The following is an 18,458-nucleotide window of genomic DNA, read 5'->3' on the forward strand; positions in this document are numbered from 1 at the left end:
AATGCCTTCACCCGACGAGACGATCGACATCAAGCCCCGCAGCCGCGCGGTGACCGACGGCATCGAAGCCACCACGTCACGCGGCATGCTCCGCGCCGTGGGCATGGGCGACGAGGACTGGGACAAGCCCCAGATCGGCATCGCATCCAGCTGGAACGAGATCACGCCCTGCAACCTCAGCCTCGATCGGCTGGCGCAGGGGGCCAAGGAGGGCGTGCACGCCGGCGGCGGCTACCCGCTCCAGTTCGGCACGATCTCGGTCTCGGACGGCATCTCGATGGGCCACGAAGGGATGCACTTCTCCCTCGTGAGCCGCGAGGTCATCGCCGACTCCGTCGAGACGGTCATGATGGCCGAGCGTCTCGACGGGTCGGTCCTGCTCGCCGGCTGCGACAAGTCGATCCCCGGCATGCTCATGGCGTCCGCCCGGCTCGACCTCTCGAGCGTCTTCCTCTACGCGGGGTCTATCGCCCCCGGCTGGGTCAAGCTCAGCGACGGCACCGAGAAGGACGTCACTATTATCGACTCGTTCGAAGCGGTCGGCGCGTGCCTGGCCGGCAAGATGAGCGAGGCCGACCTCAAGCGCATCGAGTGCGCCATCGCTCCCGGCGAAGGCGCCTGCGGCGGCATGTACACCGCCAACACGATGGCCTCCGTCGCCGAGGCGCTCGGTCTGAGCCTCCCCGGTTCCGCCGCGCCGCCGTCCGCCGACCGCCGCCGGGACTACTTCGCGCACCGCTCCGGCGAGGCCGTCGTGAACCTCCTCCGCCAGGGGATCACGACCCGCGACATCCTCACGAAGGAGTCCTTCGAGAACGCGATCGCCCTCGCGATGGCGCTCGGCGGGTCGACCAACGTCGTCCTGCACCTCCTCGCGATCGCCCGCGAGGCCGACGTGGACCTCACGCTCCACGACTTCAACCGGATCGGCGACAAGGTCCCGCACGTCGCCGACATGAAGCCGTTCGGGAAGTACGTCATGAACGACGTCGACCGGCACGGCGGCATCCCGGTCATCATGAAGGCGATGCTCGACGAGGGTCTTCTGCACGGAGACGCGCTGACCGTGACCGGCAAGACGCTCGCGGAGAACCTCCGCGACCTCGACCCGGACCCGATCGACGGCACCGTCATCCATACCTTCGACGACCCGATCCACGCGACCGGCGGCATCACGATCCTGCACGGCTCGATGGCCCCCGAGGGCGCCGTCGTGAAGACGGCCGGTTTCGACGCCGCGGTCTTCGAGGGTCCTGCGCGGGTCTTCGAGCGCGAGCGTGCCGCGATGGACGCGCTCGAAGAGGGGCGCATCGCCGCCGGCGACGTCGTCGTCATCCGTTACGAGGGCCCGAAGGGCGGTCCCGGCATGCGCGAGATGCTCGCGGTGACGGCCGCCATCAAGGGCGCTGGCCTCGGAAAAGATGTACTACTCTTGACGGACGGACGATTCTCAGGCGGCACAACCGGCCTGTGCATCGGCCACATAGCACCCGAAGCGGTGGACGCAGGTCCCATCGCCTTCGTGCGCGATGGTGATCTGATACGGGTCGATATCGCGGCTCGCTCTCTCGACCTACTCGTCGATGAGGCTGAGCTGAACTCCCGCCGTGACGGCTGGGAGCCCCTTCCCCCGCGCTATACCCGTGGCGTGCTGGCCAAGTACTCGAAGCTCGTGCGCTCCGCTGCGGAGGGCGCGACGACGGGCTAGGCCCCACACACTCCGTCATCCATCACCGCAGAGGTATCACTCATGTCTTCTGACACCGTCGCCGCTGTGCCTCGGCCACCGGCCGGAGGCTCGTCCACGCCCGTGCTCACCGGAGCGCAGGCCGTCGTCCGCTCGCTCGAGCTCCTCGGGGTCACGGATGTCTTCGGCCTCCCCGGCGGGGCCATCATCGAGGTCTACGACCCGCTGATGGACTCGACCGATCTGCGCCACATCCTCGTGCGCCACGAGCAGGGTGCCGGCCACGCCGCCGAAGGGTACGCCGCGGCATCCGGTCGCGTCGGCGTCGCGATCGCGACGTCCGGCCCCGGTGCCACGAACCTCGTCACGGCCATCGCGGACGCCTACATGGACTCGATGCCCATCGTCTGCATCACGGGCCAGGTGTACTCGACCCTGATGGGGACGGATGCCTTCCAGGAGGCCGACATCGTGGGCATCACGATGCCGATCACCAAGCACTCGTTCCTCGTGAAGGACCCCGCCGACATCCCGGGCGCCATCGCGGCCGCCTTCGAGATCGCGTCGACGGGACGACCGGGACCCGTCCTCGTGGACATCACGAAGGACGCCCAGCAGGCCAAGGCGCCCTTCGTCTGGCCTCCGAAGATCGAGCTGCCCGGGTACCGCCCGGTGACCAAGGCGCACGGCAAGCAGATCCAGGCCGCGGCGCAGCTCATCTCCGAGGCCAAGAAGCCCGTCCTCTACGTCGGCGGCGGCGTGGTCCGCGCGGGGGCAGCAGCCGAGCTGCGCCAGCTGGCCGAGGCGACCGGTGCGCCCGTCGTCACGACCCTCATGGCGCGCGGTGCGTTCCCCGACTCGCACCCGCAGCAGCTGGGCATGCCGGGGATGCACGGCACGGTGCCGGCGGTGCTCGCCCTGCAGGAGTCCGACCTGATCGTCGCCCTCGGTGCACGGTTCGACGACCGTGTGACCGGCAAGGCGGCCCTGTTCGCGCCCCACGCGAAGGTCGTGCACGTCGACATCGACCCCGCGGAGATCTCGAAGATCCGCACGGCGGACGTCCCGATCGTGGGCGACCTGAAGGACGTGCTCGTCGACCTGGAGGCCGCCTTCGCCGGCGTCGAGAAGCCCGACATCTCGGAGTGGTGGTCCTACCTCGACGGTCTCCGCACCGAGTTCCCGCTCGGCGCGGCACCCACCAGCGACGGGCTCCTCTCTCCGCAGCACGTCATCGCGCGCATCGGCGAGCTCACCGGGCCGGAGGGCGTGTTCGCCGCCGGCGTCGGTCAGCACCAGATGTGGGCCGCCCAGTACATCGGCTACGAGCGTCCCAACGCGTGGCTCAACTCCGGCGGCGCCGGCACGATGGGCTACGCGGTCCCGGCGGCGATGGGCGCGAAGGTCGCGCAGCCCGATCGCACCGTGTGGGCGATCGACGGCGACGGCTGCTTCCAGATGACCAATCAGGAGCTCGCCACCTGCGCGATCAACAACATCCCGATCAAGGTCGCGATCATCAACAACTCGTCGCTGGGCATGGTGCGCCAGTGGCAGACGCTGTTCTACGACGGCCGTCACTCGAACACGGATCTCAACACGGGTCACGACACCATCCGCATCCCCGACTTCGTCAAGCTGGCCGAGGCCTACGGGTGTCTCGCGATCCGCGTCGAGAAGGAAGAGGACGTGGATGCCGCGATCCGCACCGCGCTCGAGACGAACGACCGACCGGTCGTCATCGACTTCGTCGTGAGCGCCGACGCGATGGTCTGGCCGATGGTGCCGCAGGGCGTGAGCAACAGCTACATCCAGTACGCGCGTGAGCACGCGCCGGCTTTCGAGCAGGGGGAGTGACGATGAGCAAGCACGTTCTGAGCCTCCTCGTCGAGGACAAGCCCGGTCTCCTCACGCGCGTCGCGGGCCTGTTCGCGCGTCGCGGCTTCAACATCGACTCCCTCGCCGTGGGCGTCACCGAGGTGCCGGGACTCTCGCGCATCACGGTCGTCGTCGACGTCGAGGAGCTGCCTCTCGAGCAGGTGACCAAGCAGCTGAACAAGCTGGTAAACGTCATCAAGATCGTCGAGCTCGACTACTCGACCTCGGTACAGCGCGAGCACATGCTCGTGAAGGTCCGCGCCGACAACCAGACGCGCTCGAACGTCATCGAGGTCGTGAACCTCTTCCGTGCGTCCGTCGTGGACTACGCCACCGATGCGCTCGTGGTCGAGGTCACCGGCGACCGTGGCAAGGTCGACGCCTTCCTCAAAGCCCTCGAACCGTTCGGCGTGAAGGAGCTCGCACAGTCCGGCATGGTCGCCATCGGCCGTGGCGGCAAGAGCATCACCGAGCGCGTCCTGCGCGGCTGAACCCGAACTTCTCTACCGACATCTACAAGGAGACACACACGAACATGGCTGAGATCCTCTACGACGCCGACGCCGACATCTCGCTCATCCAGGGCAAGAAGGTCGCCATCGTCGGGTACGGCTCGCAGGGCCACGCCCACGCCCAGAACCTCCGCGACTCCGGTGTCGAGGTCGTCATCGCCCTCAAGGAGGGCTCGAAGTCCGCGCCGAAGGCGTCGGAGGACGGCTTCGAGGTCAAGTCCGTGGCGGATGCCGCCGAGTGGGCCGACCTCATCATGATCCTCGCGCCCGACCAGCACCAGCGCGGGATCTTCAACGACGAGATCAAGCCGCACCTCGCCGCCGGCAAGACCCTCGCCTTCGCCCACGGCTTCAACGTGCGCTTCGGCTACATCGAGGTCCCCGACGACGTCGACGTCATCCTCGTCGCCCCGAAGGCCCCCGGCCACACGGTGCGCCGCGAGTTCGTCGCGGGCCGCGGTATCCCCGACATCATCGCCGTCGAGAAGGACGCCTCCGGTCAGGCCTGGGACGTCGCCCTCTCGTACGCGAAGGCGATCGGCGGCACCCGCGCCGGCGTCATCAAGACCACCTTCACCGAGGAGACCGAGACCGATCTGTTCGGTGAGCAGGCCGTCCTCTGCGGTGGTGTGTCGCAGCTCGTCCAGTACGGTTTCGAGACGCTGTCCGAGGCGGGATACCAGCCCGAGATCGCCTACTTCGAGGTGCTCCACGAGCTGAAGCTCATCGTCGACCTCATGTGGGAGGGCGGCATCGCCAAGCAGCGCTGGTCGGTTTCCGACACGGCCGAGTACGGCGACTACGTGTCGGGCCCGCGCGTCATCGACCCGCGTGTCAAGGAGAACATGGCCGCCGTCCTCGCCGACATCCAGTCCGGCGCGTTCGCGAAGCGTTTCATCGACGACCAGGACAACGGCGCCGCGGAGTTCCAGGAACTCCGCTCCAAGGCCGCGGCCCACCCGATCGAGGCGGTCGGCAAGGATCTGCGCGCGCTGTTCGCGTGGAAGCAGCAGGACGCCGACTACACCGAAGGATCCGCCGCGCGCTGACCTTCGGCATCCAGCCCTCGGCGCATCCGCCGGGACCGGCTTTTCGTGAGCCACGGAGGCCCGACCCTTACAAGGGGTCGGGCCTTCGGCGTCGGTAGACTCGGAGCGTGGCTTCCGACCCTCACGACGACGAGGACGCCTTCCGCTGGGAGGGCGACGATTCGCCGACGCGTCCGGCGCGTCACGAGCGCACCGGCGCTGCGCTCCCCGACGGGTGGCGTGCGGTCGGGAAGGGGAGTGAGACCACTCCCGGCGACGACGTCGCCCCCGCGCCGGAGGCGGTGACGACGGCGGACGAGGATGCGGAGCCGGCACCCCTCGGCAACGTCGCCCTCGTGTCCCTGGGGCTCCTCGGCGGCATCTACCTGCTTTACACCGTGGGGTGGCTGCTCGGGAGCTCGCGGCTGGCGGCGGCGACGTCGTTCTGGCTCGAACCGGCGGCCGTCGTGCCGGCGCTGTGGGTCGCGGTCGCGGCCCCCGCCCTCTGGTTCGGCGGCGTCATGCTGCTCACCCGCGCGTCCGCCGCGTGGGTGAGGTTCGCGTGGCTGGTCGTCGGCGTGTTCCTGCTCCTGCCGTGGCCCTTCGTGATCGGAGTCTGATCGTGACGACCTCGAACCAGGCGGTGCGCCGCGGTCCGTCCTGGCTGCCCGCCGCTGTCGCCGGTCTCTTCGGACTGTTCTACGCGTACGCGGTCTGGACGGCCGTCGCCTTCCTGCTCGCGCAGGCCACGGGCGTCGAGGGCCTGAACGGCGGCGGATGGGCGATCCTGCTGTTCTCCGTCGTCTTCCCCATCATTGTGTTCGTCGCCGGAGTCGTCCTCGCGCGGCGACGCCCGGTGCTCCACCTCGCGGTCGTCCTCCTCGTGGGGCTCGGTCTCGTCGCCGTGTTCTGGCTGAACATCCTCACCTACGCGATCACGAACGGGAACTCGCTCGTCGGATCGTGACGGGTGTCACACGGTCCGGGGCGGTCGTGGGTCTTCGCTAGGCTGGGCAAGCCGCGTACCGTCGTCGGTCACCTCTCGGCCGGCTCCGTGGCGATCCACCCCCGCGTACCCGAAGGTCTGCCGTGCCCAAGCCTGTCGTCCTCATCGCCGAAGAACTCTCTCCCGCCACGATCGAGGCCCTCGGCCCCGACTTCGAGGTCCGATCCGTCGACGGAGCCGACCGTGCGGCACTCCTCCCGGCGCTCGCGGACGCCGACGCGGTCCTCATCCGCTCGGCCACGAAGATGGATGCCGAGGCGATCGCCGCCGCGCCGTCGCTCAAGGTCATCGCGCGCGCCGGTGTCGGCCTCGACAACGTCGACATCAAGGCGGCCACCAGCGCCGGCGTGATGGTCGTCAACGCCCCGACGTCGAACATCATCTCCGCCGCCGAGCTCACCGTCGGCCACATCCTGAGCCTCGCCCGTCACATCCCGGCGGCGCACTCGTCCCTCGCCGCCGGCGCCTGGAAGCGCTCGTCCTTCACGGGCACCGAGCTGTACGAGAAGACGGTCGGCATCATCGGCCTCGGGCGGATCGGCGCACTCATCGCAGCCCGCGTGCAGGCCTTCGGGGTCTCCGTGGTCGCCTACGACCCCTACGTCACGCCGACGCGTGCCCAGCAGCTGGGTGTGCAGCTCGTCACCCTCGACGAGCTGCTGCGGACGAGCGACTTCGTCACGATCCACATGCCCAAGACCCCCGAGACGACGGGCATGATCGGGGCCGCGCAGTTCGAGATCATGAAAAACTCCGCCTATGTCGTGAACGTCGCCCGCGGCGGCCTCATCGACGAAGAGGCGCTGTACACCGCGCTGACGACGGGTCAGATCGCGGGAGCCGGACTCGACGTCTTCACGAGCGAGCCGCCCGCGCAGGACGGCACAGCCTTCCCGCTGCTGTCGCTCCCGAACGTCGTCGTGACCCCGCACCTCGGGGCCTCGACGGAGGAGGCGCAGGAGAAGGCCGGCGTCTCGGTCGCCAAGTCCGTCAAGCTCGCCCTCGAGGGCGACCTGGTGCCCGACGCCGTCAACGTCGCCGGTGGCGTCATCGACCCCTTCGTGCGCCCCGGCATCGCGCTCGTCGAGCAGCTCGGCCAGATCTTCACCGGGCTCGCACCGAGCGCACTGACGAGCCTCGACATCGAGGTGCGCGGCGAACTGGCCGACTACGACGTGAGCGTCTACCGCCTGGCCGCGCTCAAGGGCATCTTCACCAACATCGTGAGCGAGAACGTCTCGTACGTGAACGCGCCGCTCTTCGCGGAGCAGCGCGGCATCGAGACCCGCCTCATCGTGGAATCCGAGAGCCCGCTGTACCGCAACATCACGATCCTGCGCGGCACGCTGTCCGACGGCACCGTCCTCACTGTCGAAGGCACCCTCGCCGGCACACGGATGGTGCCCAAGGTCGTCGGCATCAACGGCTACGAGGTCGAGGTCCCGATCAGCCGGTACCACGTCGTCATGCGCTACGCCGACCGCCCGGGCATCGTCGCGATCTACGGCCAGAAGCTGGGCGAGGCGGGCATCAACATCGCCGGCCTGCAGGTCGCGCGGCCGGACGCGAGCGGCCGAGCACTGTCCGTGCTGACGGTCGACTCGCCGATCCCCGAGACGATGCTCGACGAGCTGCGCGACGCCGTCGCCGCCGACCTGTTCCGGCAGATCGAGCTCAGCGAGGTCTGACCCGCCTCGGCATCCGCTCATCCCCTGTCACGACGCGCCGTGCGCGCTGGCGGTTCGCGACGGGGGAGCGGATGCGGTGGCCCGGTGTCGCGTTCCCCTGTCACGACACGCCGCGCGCGGTGGTCGTTTGTGGCAGGGGAGCGGATGCGGCTAGCGCGCGGCGCGCTCGACGAGCGCGATCAGCGCGTCGAGCTCGGCGCCGCGGGGGAGAGGGCCGGGGAGCGCGCCCGTCGCGAGCGCGCTGTTGAAGTACAGGCCGTCGCTGACGAGCAGCACGAGCTGCAGCGCGGTCTCGTCGCGGGTGTGGGGGCGGAGCGCCTCCTCCCAGAGCTCCCGCACCCGACGCAGGGCGTCGGAGGCCTCGGCGTGGCCGGTCTGCGCCAGGCGGGACGCGGCGATGATGGCTCGATCCAACGGCGACCCGGTGTGCACCGACGTCCGCACGAAGGCCGCGATGACGCCTTCGGGAGCCCGGAGCATGTCCTCCACGTCGATCTCGACGAGGCGCCTCATCCGTTCCAGGAGCGCGGCTTCGAGCGCGTCCTTCGACGCGTAGTGGTAGAGCAGTCCGCCCTTGGAGACCCCGGCGGCGGCGGCGACGGCATCCATCGTCGCGCCGCGGGCGCCGCCGTCGATGAGCGCCGCCTCGAACGCGCCGAGGACGCTCTCCTTGGCTTTCGGTGGTCTGCTCATGCTCCGATCCTCTCGCGGATGAGCGCCTGACTCTGTTACTATACCGGCTGGACGGTGTACTAATGATGACGTTGACGGAAGAGATCCGAACGGCCGACGCGGCGGGCACGCGGCAGGGATGGCGCGGGTGGGCGGCGCTGGCCGTGCTCATGCTGCCCGTGCTCCTGGTGTCGGTCGACAACACGGTGCTGAGTTTCGCGCTGCCCGAGATCGCGCGCGACCTGACCCCGACGAGCGCGCAGCAGCTGTGGATCATCGACGTCTACCCGCTCGTGCTCGCCGGCCTCCTCGTGACGATGGGATCGCTGGGCGACCGATTCGGCCGCCGGCGCATGCTGATGATCGGTGCGACCGGGTTCGCCGCCGTCTCGGCGCTGGCCGCTTTCGCCCCCTCGGCCGAGCTCCTCATCGCGGCGCGCGCGACGATGGGCCTGTTCGGCGCGATGCTCATGCCGTCGACCATGTCGCTGCTGCGGAGCATCTTCACCGACCGCGACCAGCGGCGCCTCGCGATCGCCGTGTGGGCGTCGATGTTCTCAGCCGGATCCGCGCTGGGGCCGATCGTCGGCGGTGTGCTCCTCGAGCACTTCGCGTGGGGTTCGGTGTTCCTGCTCGCCGTGCCGGTCCTCATCCCGCTGCTGGTGCTCGCGCCCCTCCTCGTGCCCGAGAGTCGCGACCCGCGTCCCGGTCGCATCGACCCCGTCAGCATCGTCCTCAGCATGGCGACGATGGTGCCGGTCGTCTACGCGATCAAGGAAGTCGCCGTCCACGGTCCGGGGCCGCTCCCGCTGGTGCTCGTGCTCGTCGGGCTGGCCTTCGGGTGGATCTTCGTGCGCCGTCAGCTGCGCTCCGAGAGCCCCATGCTCGACATGCGCCTGTTCCGTCGCGGCGCGTTCACCGGAGCGCTCCTCGTGAACCTGCTGAGCGTGGTCGCCCTCGTCGGCTTCCTCTACTTCGTGACGCAGCATCTGCAGCTGATCGTCGGGTTGAGCCCGCTGCAGGCGGGCCTCGCCCTCGTCCCGGGACTCGCGCTCATGATCGTGTCGGGTCTCGCCGTCGTGCCGGTCTCCCGCCGGGTGTCGCCCCGGGTGGTCGTCCCCGTCGCCCTCGCCCTGTCGATCGCGGCGTACGTCGTGATCGCGGTGTCGACGGATGCCGCGGCCCTCGGCATCCTCATCGGCGCCTTCGCGCTGCTCGGCATCGGCATCGGTGCGGCCGAGACGGTGTCCAACGAACTCATCCTCGCCACCGCGCCGCCCGCGAAGGCGGGAGCGGCGAGCGCCGTGTCCGAGACTGCGTACGAGCTCGGTGCCGTGCTCGGGACCGCGGTGCTCGGCGGCATCCTCACCGCCCTCTACCGTGCCGGAATCGTCCTCCCGGACGGTGTGCCGGCGGGCGCGGCTGCGGCGGCGCGCGAGACCCTCGGCGGGGCGGTCACCGTCGCGGACGGACTCCCGGGCGCAATGGGCGACCGCGTCGTCGAGGCCGCGGCATCCGCCTTCGATGCGGGCGTGGGTGTCACCTCGATCATCGGGGCCGTCCTCGTCGTCTGCGCGGCCGTCATCGCGGCCACTACGCTGAAGGGAACCCGCACCCCGCGCGTCGAGGACTGATCGCGCGGGTCCCCCCGAGAACGAGGAGAGCGATGTCGCGCGTCGTGAAGCTGGCCGTCATCCCCGGAGACGGCATCGGTCCGGAGGTCGTCGCAGAGGCCGAGAAGGTGCTCGACGCCGTGACCGAGGGAGCCGAGGTGACGTTCGAGAAGACCCGGTTCTCCCTGGGCGCCGCCCGCTACCTCGAGACGGGTGACACCCTGACCGACGAGGACCTCGCCGCGATCGCCGCGCACGACGCCATCCTCCTCGGTGCCGTCGGCGGGATGCCGGGGGACCCCCGTCTGAAGGACGCGAACATCGAGCGGGGCCTGCTGCTGAAGCTGCGTTTCGCGCTGGACCACTACGTCAACCTCCGCCCGTCGGTCCTGTACCCGGGCGCCTCGGGTCCGCTCGCGGAGCCGGGGGAGATCGACTTCGTCGTGGTGCGCGAGGGCACCGAAGGCCCCTACGTGGGCAACGGCGGCTCGATCCGCACCGGCACGCCGCACGAAATCGCGAACGAGACCTCCGTGAACACGGCGTTCGGGGTCGAGCGGGTCGTCCGGTTCGCCTTCGCGCAGGCGCAGAAGCGCCGTCGGAAGCTGACCCTCGTGCACAAGACCAACGTGCTCATCCACGCCGGCGGCATGTGGAAGCGGATCGTCGACGAGGTGGCCGCGGAGCACCCGGACGTGGCCGTAGACTACCTGCACGTCGACGCGGCGACGATCTTCCTGGTCACGAACCCGGGCCGCTTCGACGTGATCGTCACCGACAACCTCTTCGGCGACATCCTGACCGACTTGGCCGGCGCCGTCACCGGAGGCATCGGCCTCGCCGCTTCGGGGAACATCAACCCCGACGGCGCGTTCCCGTCGATGTTCGAGCCCGTGCACGGTTCCGCGCCCGACATCGCCGGACAGCAGATCGCCGATCCCACCGCTGCGATCCTCTCCGTCGCCCTGCTGCTCGACCACCTCGGACTGCAGGGCGAGGCCGAGCGCGTCACCCGCGCGGCCCGCGAGGACATCGAGAGCAGGGACGGCTCCGCCCGCACGACCGCGCAGGTCGGCGACGCCATCACCGCACGCCTCCGGGCGTAATCTGAGTGGATGCGCGCCGCGCAGACGCCGCGCGAGGAACAGGACTGACATGACCCTCACCGACTCGACCGCAGCCCCCCTCACCTTCTCGGTGACGAAGAACCTGGCTGCGGCATCCCCTCCCGCCCGCGAGGAGATCCTCGCGAACCCCGGCTTCGGCACGAACTTCACCGACCACATGGTCGACATCTGCTGGTCGTCGAAGGGCGGCTGGCACCGGCCCCGCGTCCAGCCCTACGGGCCGATCTCGCTCTCACCGGCGGCCGCTGTGCTGCACTACGGCCAGGAGATCTTCGAGGGCATCAAGGCGTACCGTCACGCGGACGGCTCGATCCACACGTTCCGCCCCGAGGAGAACGCTCGTCGCCTGCAGCGCTCCGCCCGCCGCATGGCGCTGCCCGAGCTCCCCGCCGAATACTTCCTCCAGTCGCTGCGCGAGCTGATCGCGGTGGACGGTGACTGGGTGCCCTCCGGCGCCGACCAGAGCCTGTACCTGCGTCCGTTCATGTTCGCGAAGGAGGCGTTCCTCGGTGTCCGTCCCGCGGAGAAGGTCGCCTACTACCTGATCGCGAGCCCGGCGGGTGCCTACTTCAAGGGCGGCGTCACCCCGGTGAAGATCTGGCTGAGCGAGGACTACGCTCGCGCGGGCAAGGGCGGCACGGGAGCGGCGAAGACCGGTGGCAACTACGCCGCGAGCCTGCTGCCGCAGGCGGAGGCGTACGAGAAGGGCTGCGACCAGGTCGTCTTCCTCGACGAGGACGGCAACGTCGAGGAGCTCGGCGGCATGAACGTCGTCTTCGTCATGAAGGACGGCACCCTCGTGACGCCGGAGTCGGAGTCGATCCTCGCCGGGATCACCCGCGACTCGATCCTCCGTCTCGCCGAGGACCGGGGGCACCGGGTCGAGCGGCGCGCGGTCTCGCTCTCCGAGTGGCGCGACGGGGTCGCCTCGGGTGAGATCGTCGAGGTCTTCGCCTGCGGAACCGCCGCCGTGGTGACCCCGATCGGAGCACTGAAGGCCTCCGGTTTCGAGGACGCGCAGCCCACCGGAACGCTCGCGCTCGAACTGCGACAGCACCTGACCGACATCCAGTACGGCCGCGCCGAGGACGTCCACGGCTGGCTCACCCGGCTGGACGGCTGACCCGTGCGGATCGTCCGGTACAGCCGCAACGAGGCCATCCGCTACGGCATCATCGACGAGAAAGAGGTCGTCGAGCTCGCCGGCGACCCGATGTTCGCCGGGTTCGAGACGACGGGGGAGCGGATCCCCCTCGCGGAGATCACCCTTCTGGCGCCGTCGATCCCTCGTTCGAAGATCGTCTGCGTCGGCAAGAACTACCGCGACCACGCTGCCGAGATGGGGGGCGAGGCGCCCAGCGAGCCCCTGCTGTTCCTCAAGCCCAACACGTCCGTGATCGGACCCGACGACGCGATCGTGCGGCCGCCGCAGTCACAGCGCACCGATTACGAGGGTGAGCTCGCCGTCGTCATCGGTCGTGTCGCGAAGAACGTCTCGGCCGACAAGGCGCTCGACTACGTCTTCGGCTACACGATCGGCAACGACATCACGGCTCGCGACCTGCAGCGTTCCGACGGCCAGTGGTCCCGCGCCAAGGGCTTCGACACGTTCTGCCCGCTCGGGCCGATCATCGAGACGGAGTTCGACCTCGACGGTGGTGCGCGGATCGTCTCGCGGGTCAACGGCGAGGTCCGGCAGGACGGTCCGATCTCGGACATGGTCCACTCGGTCCCCGACATCATCGCCTACGCGTCGGCCGCCTTCACGCTCCTGCCTGGCGACGTCATCCTGACGGGCACACCGGCAGGGATCGGGGAGTTCCACGCCGGAGATGTGCTCGAGGTGGAGATCACGGGTCTCGGCATCCTGCGCAACACGGCGCGGAATGCCTGACGGAGGAGAACTCTCCGCCACGGCGTCGGACGTCGCACGCATCCAGCGACGCACCGTCACGGTCCTCGCTGCCGGTCAAGTGCTCGGCGGTGTCGCGTTCGGCGCGACCGTGTCGCTCGGCGCTCTCCTGGCGGCGGATCTGTCGGGTGAGGAGTCGCTGTCGGGGTTCGCGACGGCATCCGTCACCCTCGGTGCCGCGCTCTGCGCGATCCCGCTCGCCCGTCTGGCCTCGGCGCATGGGCGACGGCGGGCGCTGACACTGGGGAACCTTCTGGCGCTGGTCGGGATCGCCGTCGTGATCACCTCGGCCGCGCTGCGATCGTTCCCTCTCCTGCTTGCGGGCGTCATCCTCATCGGCGCCGGGAACGCGGGGAACCTGCAGTCGCGGTTCGCCGCGACCGACCTGTCGGGGCAGGGGCGCCGCGGACGCGACCTCGGCACCGTGGTCTGGGCGACGACCGTCGGCGGTGTGGTCGGCCCACTCATGCTGACACCCGGCGAGGCCGTCGGCCGGTGGCTCGGGATGCCGCCCCTCACCGGGTCGTACGCGTTCTCGATCGTCGCGCAGACGCTCGCCCTCGTGCTCTACGTGGCGGCGCTGCGCCCTGACCCGCTGAGGGTCGCGCAGCAGATCGCCCGCTCCCGAGATCCCGGGGCGCCGCGGGTGGACGAGCCCGATCGCCCCGTCGTCGCGCGGTACGCCGTGTTCGCCGTGGCGGGATCCCATGTGACGATGGCGTCGGTGATGGCGATGACGCCGGTCCATCTGTCCCACCTCGACCCCCGGAACGTCACGACCATCGTGGGCGTCACGATCGCGCTGCACGTGTTCGGCATGTACGGACTGTCACCGGTGTTCGGCATCCTCGCCGACCGCTGGGGGCGGCTGCAGACGATCCTCCTCGGTCAGGGGATCCTCGCCGCGTCGCTCCTGACCGCGGCCGTCGCCCCCGACTCGCCGGCCGCGGTGCTCGTCGCCCTCCTGCTCCTGGGCCTCGGCTGGAGTGCCGCGACCGTCGGCGGTGCGGCGCTGCTGACCGAGGCCACCCCGACCGAACTGCGACCGCGGCGACAGGGCCGCAGCGACACCGCGATGACCCTGTCCGCAGCGATCGGCGCCGTCCTCGCCGGCGGCATCCTCGGTCTCATCGGCTACGGCGGGCTCGCCCTCGTCGCCCTCGCGATCGTCGTCGCGATCACGGTCCTGTCGCCCTACGCACGCCGCTGAGCGCGGGGCGGGTGCGGCGCCGGTCGTAGACTTGAGGGCGATGTCCACTGCACCGCACCCCCTCACCACGACCGCCTCCGGCTCCGACGTCCGCGTCCGGTTCTGCCCCTCGCCGACGGGGCTCCCCCACGTCGGGATGGTCCGCACAGCCCTGTTCAACTGGGCCTACGCGCGGCACACCGGCGGCAAGATGATCTTCCGCGTGGAGGACACGGATGCCGCCCGCGACAGCGAGGAGAGCTACCGCCAGCTCGTCGACGCGTTGACCTGGCTCGAGATCGACTGGGATGAGGGAGTCGAGAAGGGCGGTCCGCACGAGCCGTATCGGCAGTCGCAGCGCCATGACATCTACCGCGAGGTCCTCGACACGCTGATCGCGAGCGGCGCCGTATACGAGTCGTACTCGACGGCCGAGGAGATCGACGCCCGCAACGAGGCGAACGGTCGCGCGAAGCAGCTCGGCTACGACAACTTCGACCGCACGCTGACGGACGAGCAGAAGGCCGCGTTCCGCGCGGAGGGGCGCGAGCCCGCCTGGCGTCTGCGCGTGCCGGACGAGGACGTGACCTACGTCGACCTCATCCGCGGCGAGGTCACCTTCCCGGCCGGCTCGTTCCCCGACTTCGTCGTCGTCCGTGCCGGCGGCATCCCGCTCTACACCTTCACGAACCCCGTCGACGACGCGCTGATGGGCATCACCCACGTGCTGCGCGGCGAAGACCTCATGCCGTCGACCGCTCGTCAGCTCGCTCTCTACAGCGCGCTGATCGACGCCGGTGTGACGACCTTCGTCCCGCGGTTCGCGCACATGCCGCTCGTGTTGGGGGAGGAGGGCACGAAGAAGCTCTCCAAGCGCGACCCCAAGGCCGACCTCTTCCTGCAGCGGGAGAAGGGCTTCATCCACGAGGGCCTCCTGAACTACCTCGCCCTCCTCGGCTGGTCGATCGCGGCCGATCGCGACGTGTTCTCGCGTCAGGAGCTCATCGAGGCGTTCGACATCGTCGACGTCAACCCGAACCCGGCCCGCTTCGACCAGAAGAAGGCCGAGTCGATCAACGGCGACCACATCCGGATGCTGGAGCCCGCCGACTTCGCGTCACGCCTGGTGCCCTACCTGGTCGGCGCCGGTGTGGTCAGCACGCCGCCGACGGATGCGCAGCGCGAGATGCTCGCGAAGGCGGCGCCGCTCGTGCAGGAGCGCATGCAGATGCTCGGCGATGCGCCTGGACTGCTCGGCTTCCTGTTCCGCGACGTCGAGTCCTACGACGAGGACGCGCTGAAGGGGTTGCCGGCGAACGCCGCGGAGGTGCTCGCCGGGTCGATCGAGGCGCTCCAGGCGCTGCCGGAGGGCGACTTCGTCGCCGACTCGATCCAGGCGGCACTCGCGGCATCCCTCATCGACGGGCTGGGCCTCAAGCCGCGCGTCGCGTACGGCCCGGCGCGCGTGGCGCTGAGCGGTCGTCGCGTCTCGCCGCCGCTGTTCGAATCGATGGAGCTCCTCGGCAAGCCCGTCACCCTCGAGCGTCTCGAGCGGCTGCGGGCCGCGCGCAGCTGAGCCCGACGCGCTCGGGATGCGCGTCCGGTTTGGCCGGGGCCGTGCCGTGGGCTAAGCTTGATCCTCGGTACGACTCCGGTTGAAACCCGGTGGGGTATGGTGTAATTGGCAACACGGCTGATTCTGGTTCAGTTGTTCTTGGTTCGAGTCCAGGTACCCCAGCAAGAAGAAAACCCCCGCTCCGGCGGGGGTTTTGCTTTTGCTGGAACCGGTGCGCGGTTCAGCGCATCAGGCGCACAATGGTCGCATGGGACTCTTCACGCAGCGACCCGAAGAACCGTCGGAATGGGCAGGGCTCCCCGCCGAACCAATGGAGCCACGAAACCCCGTGGAGCGGCTGGGGGACGGGCCCGCGGTCTCGGACTGGTCTCCGGACCTGCTCTCCGTGTCGCCCACCACGGCGACGTGGATCGAGATCCCGGTCGATCCCGTTCCGGCTCCGGACGGCGGGGACGGTGCCGACGGAGACTGAGGCTCAGCGCATCGCGTCGCCGATGTAGGAGTACTTGACGAAGACCTCCGACGCCCAGCCGGCCTCTTCGAGCACGCCCTGCACGGCAGTCAGCATGTACTTCGAATCCCAGCCGAGATAGAGGTACTGACCTTCGCCCAGCTGATCCCATTGACCGTTCCACGCCATCGCCGGGTAGACGGGGCCGCCCTGGCGCGCGCTGTAGTCGATGACGCTCTGACGCGAGTCGGCCCAGAGGCGGGCGAAGACGCGGTTGAACAGGTACCGGACGTCCCGCACGTCCCAGTGCTCGCCCCGGTACTCGACGTAGTCGAATTCGCGCTGCCAGCCCCGCGGCCACCCGCGTCGCTTCTTCGCGTCGAGGATGGGTGTCAGGTTGTCATCGTCGATCGCCACGACACCGGGTCGGCGCCAGGTCGCCATGAAGCGTGCGGTCAGCTCCTCGGTCCGGGCGGTGATCTGCGCAGTCGACCATGCGTCGGCCGCCGCGATCCGACGCGTGGATCCCACGCCGCTCGAGGCGTACGCGGATCGCTTCTCGGGGAACGAGGCGTCGAACACGCGATCGGCCGCGTCCTCCTCGAGGAGCGTCAGATTGCCGAGCGTGTTCACCAGCGCGCGGTGAGCGTTCTGCTCGTCGTCGCTCAGGTCCGCCCACCGGCGCACGCCGTCTCCCGTCCAGTCGTCCGAGGGCGCGACGGGCAGGACGTGCTCGAGGACGACGTCGGCATCCGCGTCGACGCCCGCCAGGCGGGCGAGGACGAAGCCTGCGTGAGGCAGATCGCCGTAGCGCAGACCGACCCGGGTGCGTTCGTCCGATGGAGTGATCCGGGCGATGGCGAGCGTGAGAGCGTCCATGCCCTCGTCGGCCGCGCGGCAGAACCTCGCGACGAGCCGATCGATGGGCAGGCCCACCACGGTCCGACGCAGCAGCAGGGACTCCACGTGGGTCAGCGCGAGTGACAGATCGGATGCCGGCAGCTCACCGTGCAGGCGGTCGCGGTACAGCCGCATCGCGAGAGGGTACATGCCGCGGCCCAGGGTGTTGATGGCCTCGAAGTGTCGGGAGGCAACGGCATCCGTCGCCTTCGCGGGCTCGAGGAGCAGCCTGTAGATCTCCGACAGCTCGCGCCATTGGTGCGCGCGCGTACGGAGGGTGTCGCGATCGAGGCGGGGGAACTCGTGACGGAACGCGTCGTAGACGCCGCGCTCACCCTCCACGAGGACCTCCCGACCCGTCAGCATCACGAGGTAGTCGCGCCAGAACGCCCCGATCTGCTCGCCGGTGTTGCGTTCGATGGGGAGCCAGAACTCGTTCTCGATCTCGCTCTGTTCGGCGTGCGTCAGTCCCATGAGGACGTAGTTGTGGATGAGCTCGTGGTCCCGAAGCGGTTCGCCGGTGGAGTTCAGGCTCTCGAAGATCTGCTGAGCGTTCGCGCCCGCACCGAGCGTGATGGACACGTGCTCGAGCTTGCGCAGACCGCGCCAGATGTCGGCGGCCTCGTCACGGCGGATCTGACTCCGGAAGAACGCGTAGTTGTCGTCGAAGCGCGACGATCGCTCCTCGTCAGCGGGGGAGCGGCGGTCCAGGACGACGCTCTCGAACACGTCTGCCCACGCCGCGTGAGGACGCAGCTTGGTCCGCGTCGGATGGTCGCGGCGCACGAGGACCGACTCGAGCTCGGCCGCGAGTGACGGGTCGTCGTCCCGGAGGGTGTGATGGAGGGCGGCGACCAGCAGCATCAACGTCGTCACGCGCTGCTGCCCGTCGATCAGGACGAGGTGGGCGTCGTCGTGCGCCGAGGTGCTCGCCGTCGAGAGGATGGAGCCGATGAAATGCGTCTGACCGTCGCCGGTGGCCGCGACGGACCGGATGTCACCGAGCAGCTGCTCGCACCCGCCGATGTCCCAGCGGTACTGCCGCTGGTAGACCGGCACGACGATCGTGGTGTCCGAGGCGGAGAGCCAATCGATCGTGTTGACGGCGGTCGCATCGACGTTCGTGGCGCTGCTCATGTTCTCCGAATCGCTCCTCGAAATTCCCGGTCGAGTCTACTGAGGCTCTCGGAGCGGCTAGGTAGGCTTGCCTAAGTCGGGC

The 18,458-nt window shown here is 69.4% G+C and carries 16 protein-coding genes and 1 tRNA gene; 15 read left to right on the top strand and 2 right to left on the bottom strand.

All coding sequences use genetic code 11. The annotated features are described in order from the left end of the window. Position 1: 1 nt before the first annotated feature. From ilvD to serA, 7 genes are all read left to right on the top strand, one after another. A complete protein-coding gene (gene ilvD / locus AB0259_RS04065; protein WP_064001909.1) occupies positions 2–1,708 on the top strand; it encodes a dihydroxy-acid dehydratase in 1,707 nt (568 codons plus the stop codon). Between the two features lie 42 nt (positions 1,709–1,750). Continuing rightward, on the top strand, positions 1,751–3,544 hold the full coding sequence (locus AB0259_RS04070) for an acetolactate synthase large subunit (protein ID WP_366220485.1): 1,794 nt from the start codon (positions 1,751–1,753) through the stop codon (positions 3,542–3,544). Between the two features lie 2 nt (positions 3,545–3,546). Beyond that, on the top strand, positions 3,547–4,056 hold the full coding sequence (gene ilvN / locus AB0259_RS04075; RefSeq protein ID WP_065570402.1) for an acetolactate synthase small subunit: 510 nt from the start codon (positions 3,547–3,549) through the stop codon (positions 4,054–4,056). Between the two features lie 44 nt (positions 4,057–4,100). Beyond that, positions 4,101–5,126 (top strand): ketol-acid reductoisomerase, encoded by a 1,026-nt coding sequence (ilvC, locus tag AB0259_RS04080; RefSeq protein ID WP_366220484.1) that lies wholly within the window; start codon positions 4,101–4,103, stop codon positions 5,124–5,126. A 107-nt stretch (positions 5,127–5,233) separates the two neighbouring features. Then, positions 5,234–5,725 (top strand): DNA polymerase III subunit gamma/tau, encoded by a 492-nt coding sequence (locus tag AB0259_RS04085; protein ID WP_366220483.1) that lies wholly within the window; start codon positions 5,234–5,236, stop codon positions 5,723–5,725. 2 nt (positions 5,726–5,727) lie between these two features. Beyond that, positions 5,728–6,072 (top strand): hypothetical protein, encoded by a 345-nt coding sequence (locus AB0259_RS04090; protein WP_366220482.1) that lies wholly within the window; start codon positions 5,728–5,730, stop codon positions 6,070–6,072. A 122-nt stretch (positions 6,073–6,194) separates the two neighbouring features. Then, a complete protein-coding gene (gene serA / locus AB0259_RS04095; protein WP_366220481.1) occupies positions 6,195–7,799 on the top strand; it encodes a phosphoglycerate dehydrogenase in 1,605 nt (534 codons plus the stop codon). Positions 7,800–7,949: 150 nt separating this feature from the next. Here serA and AB0259_RS04100 read toward each other — a convergent pair whose 3' ends face one another. After that, on the bottom strand, positions 7,950–8,492 hold the full coding sequence (locus AB0259_RS04100; RefSeq protein ID WP_366220480.1) for a TetR family transcriptional regulator: 543 nt from the start codon (positions 8,490–8,492) through the stop codon (positions 7,950–7,952). A 65-nt stretch (positions 8,493–8,557) separates the two neighbouring features. Between AB0259_RS04100 and AB0259_RS04105 the strand changes: the two genes are divergently transcribed. From AB0259_RS04105 to AB0259_RS04140, 8 genes are all read left to right on the top strand, one after another. Continuing rightward, positions 8,558–10,105, top strand: a complete 1,548-nt coding sequence (locus tag AB0259_RS04105) for an MFS transporter (RefSeq protein WP_366220479.1) — start codon at positions 8,558–8,560, stop codon at positions 10,103–10,105. 32 nt (positions 10,106–10,137) lie between these two features. Further along, on the top strand, positions 10,138–11,190 hold the full coding sequence (locus AB0259_RS04110; RefSeq protein WP_366220477.1) for a 3-isopropylmalate dehydrogenase: 1,053 nt from the start codon (positions 10,138–10,140) through the stop codon (positions 11,188–11,190). 49 nt (positions 11,191–11,239) lie between these two features. Continuing rightward, on the top strand, positions 11,240–12,334 hold the full coding sequence (locus AB0259_RS04115) for a branched-chain amino acid aminotransferase (RefSeq protein WP_366220476.1): 1,095 nt from the start codon (positions 11,240–11,242) through the stop codon (positions 12,332–12,334). Positions 12,335–12,337: 3 nt separating this feature from the next. Further along, positions 12,338–13,105: a fumarylacetoacetate hydrolase family protein gene (locus tag AB0259_RS04120; protein ID WP_251581150.1), complete on the top strand. Its 768-nt coding sequence runs from the start codon at positions 12,338–12,340 to the stop codon at positions 13,103–13,105. Then, complete coding sequence (locus AB0259_RS04125) at positions 13,098–14,333, top strand: MFS transporter (RefSeq protein WP_251581148.1); 1,236 nt, start codon at positions 13,098–13,100, stop codon at positions 14,331–14,333. The genes AB0259_RS04120 and AB0259_RS04125 overlap by 8 nt, the downstream gene beginning before the upstream one ends. A gap of 40 nt (positions 14,334–14,373) precedes the next feature. Next, positions 14,374–15,888, top strand: a complete 1,515-nt coding sequence (gene gltX, locus AB0259_RS04130; protein ID WP_366220475.1) for a glutamate--tRNA ligase — start codon at positions 14,374–14,376, stop codon at positions 15,886–15,888. Between the two features lie 90 nt (positions 15,889–15,978). Next, positions 15,979–16,050: transfer RNA gene (locus tag AB0259_RS04135), tRNA-Gln, on the top strand. Positions 16,051–16,135: 85 nt separating this feature from the next. After that, positions 16,136–16,360 carry a hypothetical protein gene (locus AB0259_RS04140; protein WP_366220474.1) on the top strand — a complete coding sequence of 75 codons (225 nt, stop codon included), beginning with the start codon at positions 16,136–16,138 and terminating at the stop codon, positions 16,358–16,360. Positions 16,361–16,363: 3 nt separating this feature from the next. Here the strand turns inward: AB0259_RS04140 and AB0259_RS04145 are convergent, their stop codons facing one another. After that, positions 16,364–18,376: a DUF262 domain-containing protein gene (locus tag AB0259_RS04145; protein ID WP_366220473.1), complete on the bottom strand. Its 2,013-nt coding sequence runs from the start codon at positions 18,374–18,376 to the stop codon at positions 16,364–16,366. Between the last annotated feature and the right edge of the window lie 82 nt (positions 18,377–18,458).

Source organism: Microbacterium sp. NPDC080005, from assembly GCF_040702445.1.
In the GTDB taxonomy this organism is placed as follows: domain Bacteria; phylum Actinomycetota; class Actinomycetes; order Actinomycetales; family Microbacteriaceae; genus Microbacterium; species Microbacterium oleivorans_D.

Coding starts and splice junctions, on each gene's coding strand:
- AB0259_RS04070 (WP_366220485.1), top strand. CDS start 1,751: ATGTCTTCTGACACCGTCGCCGCTGTGCCTCGGCCACCGGCCGGAGGC.
- AB0259_RS04140 (WP_366220474.1), top strand. CDS start 16,136: ATGGGACTCTTCACGCAGCGACCCGAAGAACCGTCGGAATGGGCAGGG.
- ilvC (WP_366220484.1), top strand. CDS start 4,101: ATGGCTGAGATCCTCTACGACGCCGACGCCGACATCTCGCTCATCCAG.
- ilvD (WP_064001909.1), top strand. CDS start 2: ATGCCTTCACCCGACGAGACGATCGACATCAAGCCCCGCAGCCGCGCG.
- ilvN (WP_065570402.1), top strand. CDS start 3,547: ATGAGCAAGCACGTTCTGAGCCTCCTCGTCGAGGACAAGCCCGGTCTC.
- AB0259_RS04115 (WP_366220476.1), top strand. CDS start 11,240: ATGACCCTCACCGACTCGACCGCAGCCCCCCTCACCTTCTCGGTGACG.
- AB0259_RS04145 (WP_366220473.1), bottom strand. CDS start 18,376: ATGAGCAGCGCCACGAACGTCGATGCGACCGCCGTCAACACGATCGAT.
- AB0259_RS04125 (WP_251581148.1), top strand. CDS start 13,098: ATGCCTGACGGAGGAGAACTCTCCGCCACGGCGTCGGACGTCGCACGC.
- AB0259_RS04110 (WP_366220477.1), top strand. CDS start 10,138: ATGTCGCGCGTCGTGAAGCTGGCCGTCATCCCCGGAGACGGCATCGGT.
- AB0259_RS04100 (WP_366220480.1), bottom strand. CDS start 8,492: ATGAGCAGACCACCGAAAGCCAAGGAGAGCGTCCTCGGCGCGTTCGAG.
- gltX (WP_366220475.1), top strand. CDS start 14,374: ATGTCCACTGCACCGCACCCCCTCACCACGACCGCCTCCGGCTCCGAC.
- AB0259_RS04105 (WP_366220479.1), top strand. CDS start 8,558: ATGACGTTGACGGAAGAGATCCGAACGGCCGACGCGGCGGGCACGCGG.